We start from the raw sequence: 3,324 nt of genomic DNA, 5'->3' as shown, positions 1-3,324 counted from the left end.
CCCGTGGCCGAAAACGAAACAATAACCCGCGCGCAGTGCGAGGAATCCGGATGTGAAGCAATCAGCAGGTAATATTAATGGCAGGACCAGCAGGTTCTTTAAACAAACGAAGGTGGTGACTCCAATTAGTAGAACATATATTTTTCGATAAAGGCACCGATGACTTTTTCATGAAGTTCTACAGAGCGCGAGAAACAGATAGTTCTGCGGGCCAGACGTTTGATTCGGGTTCTCAGAGGTAGATGTTGCGCTCAATGCGCTGAGTAAAAATCTTACCAGTCAGATGCTTCTCCTTCGGTAACTCTCTGGTGTAACTACCCCATTCGTCAGTGGTCAACATACCGATGGTAAAAGGGCAAGCAGCGCCAGCAATTCACGACAGGTTTAATCAGTCCGTAGGCCAAAAGTGTAGGCCAGAACGCCACCAGTTTTCGTGTTGTACGTGTACCAGAGCCAGTGCTGTCGCGCTTTACTGCCGACAAAACTCCATTGCTCATCAAGTTCGCAGATGAGTGCCATATCAGCATGAGCGACCGGGTATGACGTTATTCTTCGTGGCGAGAGTTTTTTAAAGTCCGGATGACAGTATTAATGCCGATTTTCAGCGTACGGGCAGTATCGCGAACTCCGGCACCGTTGAAAGCCATTTCAGTGATTTGCTCTTTAACTCCCGGTTTACGGGCCTCGTAACGGTAAGTGAGCTGAAGCACTCGATGACAGTCACGGCAGCGAAATCGATCATGTCCTTTGGGTTCTTCCCGTGACGGTAAACCTGAACGGACTGGCAACAGGAGCAATGAAGGTTAACTGTGACCATGAAAGAACCTTAAAAGTGGCTATTATACTCCTAATTCAACTAATTGGAGTCATTACCGTATTCATAATGGATTAGGTTCAGCAGTTGCTGAAGTGCTTGTAGAAACTTGTCCTGTGCCCATGCGTCGGGTGGGGGTTAAAGAGCGGTATGGCCAGGTTGAAACTCAGGACTTTTTACAGAGAGAGTACGGGTTAACCGCGCAAGCTATTGTGGCGGCAGCCAGAGAGCTATTGTAATTCATGGAGTTTGTTTACCATTCTGTTTTTCTTAAAAGTGAGTGTCTGTGCGGTCACTAAACTCGGTAATAAAGCAGTTCATTGCAGGATAAGAAGCGTTTGGTTGTGTCGTTTTACCGTAAGAACCGACCGCCGTATGTATCCATTAAGCCAGTATTGGTAACGTAGGTGCCCACCTTTTCAAACTGGTGGGCGCCTGTTATGGAGCAAAAACATTATCCGCAGAACCCCGCAGATCATTTTCAAATGAGTTAAACTTCAAATGGTTAAACTGGTTTTGCAACCAGGAGCCTCTGTTGCCCGTATTGCCCGGGAACACGATATCAATGATAACCTCCTGTTCAAATGGCTCAGACTCTGGCAGAACGTAAGGTAAAGGGAGATGAAAAAGGCAATAGCAGAACTGAGTGACAGTGAAACCATTCTGGCGTACAGGGTTGGATGGTGAAACTGATAAAAAACCCTCTGAAAATTCTGTCAGAGGGTGTAGTCAAAAATGGTAGATATTTACGATGCAGTAATGCTTTCACTCCGGTAATTAATTTCCGTGATTAACTGCTTTCGATCAATAAAGGAATTGCAAAAGTGTGATCTTGTTCACGACATCGTGGATGATAATATGCCTGATGTCTGAATCCGGAAACAGTGCTCTGGCGGGTTTCATGTGAAGTTGACGGATAAAAAATCCGCACGACCAGACAGACGTGCGGTTTACGAAATTCGTAACAAGAGGCTTTTCTACGGATCACGTGGTGCGTGCCACGTGAAATTTTTGTAGCGCAAAATGTGCAATGTGTAAATACAAGGAAGGAAAAAAGTTAAATTGGTAGAAGTCCATGCCTGCCACATGTACGTCTGCATTCCTCGTTTTGAACAGAATTCTCACCAGACATCGTGAATTTCTCATTCAATCATCAGAGATATTAACCAGGATTTTTATTGTTTTGTGATAGCAGTACTTTAAATGTTCAGATGCTAAAATAAGCGCGCTTATTATAATTATAGTTATGATGTTTTATCTTTATGTATTTTAATGATTTTCGCGTCATTGCTTTTCTGCTGCTTAAATTGAGGTCGCATATTATACACAATAATATTCCTGGCATTATTAAGTTAATAAGAGAGGATTCTTATCACTGTATTTTTGCTCCGCACTACCGTTCTGGCTGGTGAAGTAATAATACAGGAGAATAACAGAATGCTTAAAAGACGTGATGCTTTTTTAAAGAAAAGCGCGCTGGCAGTGAGTGTGGCCCTGCTGCTCTCATCTCAGGCTTTGGCTCATAAAACACTTTCTGAGCCATTGACGGGTACTATCTGGCTTGATAATGGCACTCAGTCACTTGAAAGTGCAAGTGTGATTGACAGAAATGGAAATGCTAACGGTGATACTAATGTTACTGGAAAAAACTTTGCTGTTGGTTCCGGTGCAATAATTTGGGATGCGGGTAAATCCATGGCAGTGGGACATAAGACAGCTGTTTTTAATGCAGACAACAGTGTCGCTCTGGGGTATGGCTCTCAGGTGAATGGAGAAAGCAATGTACTTTCTGTAGGGGCCGGTCCTTCAGGATATGGATTTTCAGTTGATGGTGCACCGGAAACCCGCCGGATTATAAATGTTTCAGATGGTGTTAAGGATAGTGATGCGGCCACAAAAGGACAGATGGACAACGCCATTGCAGATGCTGTACGGGTGTCGGGGGATGCCCTGCGCGGTGAGATAGGTGGTGTATACAGAGATGCCCGTGCTCATACTGACAGTCAGGTTACAGCAGTACGTGATGAACTGAAGGCAGAGGGAGACAGTCTGCGTGGTGAGATAGGCGGTGTATACAGAGATGCCCGTGCTCATACTGACAGTCAGGTTACAGCAGTACGTGATGAACTCAGCAGGGATATTATTGCAGGCACATCGGCAGCGGTGGCGTATACGGATGCATCTTCTCTTGCTCTTCAGGATGAAATAAAAGAAAAAGCGGATGAAACAGTTCAGGTTTCCCGGGCTTATACAGATAAAAGTGTACGGGATGCCCGTAAAGAAGCGAAAAGCCAGGCAGAACATCTCAGCGATGTGCTTGTGAAGAACAGGGCGCAGACGGATGCAGCAATAGCCTCAAATACAGCAGCGATAAGGAATAACAGTCATCGTCTGGATTTGACGGAAGCCTGGCAGAAGATGGCGACAGAGAGAATGAATAATATGCAGGAGCAGATTAAAGAGAACCGGAAGGAGTTAAGGGAGAGTGCAGCCCAGAGCGCGGCACTGGC

The 3,324-nt window shown here is 45.2% G+C and carries 1 protein-coding gene and 3 pseudogenes; 3 read left to right on the top strand and 1 reads right to left on the bottom strand.

The window, feature by feature from the left end:
• Positions 1-125: 125 nt before the first annotated feature.
• Positions 126-817, bottom strand: a pseudogene (locus tag ACJHYR_RS27245) (IS1 family transposase).
• Between the two features lie 50 nt (positions 818-867).
• On the opposite strand from ACJHYR_RS27245, the pseudogene ACJHYR_RS27240 reads away from it, so the two are divergent.
• The 3 genes and pseudogenes from ACJHYR_RS27240 to ACJHYR_RS27230 form a co-directional block, all read left to right on the top strand.
• A pseudogene (locus tag ACJHYR_RS27240) lies at positions 868-1,053 on the top strand (transketolase family protein); the annotation flags it as partial.
• A gap of 188 nt (positions 1,054-1,241) precedes the next feature.
• A pseudogene (locus tag ACJHYR_RS27235) lies at positions 1,242-1,417 on the top strand (transposase); the annotation flags it as partial.
• Between the two features lie 834 nt (positions 1,418-2,251).
• The coding region (locus ACJHYR_RS27230) for an immunoglobulin-binding protein (protein ID WP_410233195.1) at positions 2,252-3,324 on the top strand (1,073 nt) is incomplete at its 3' end.

This window comes from Escherichia sp. WS1450, assembly GCF_046487395.1.
Classification (GTDB): domain Bacteria; phylum Pseudomonadota; class Gammaproteobacteria; order Enterobacterales; family Enterobacteriaceae; genus Escherichia; species Escherichia coli.
The sequence above is the reverse complement of the archived record's forward strand: the minus strand, read 5'-3'. Positions and strand labels throughout refer to the sequence as shown.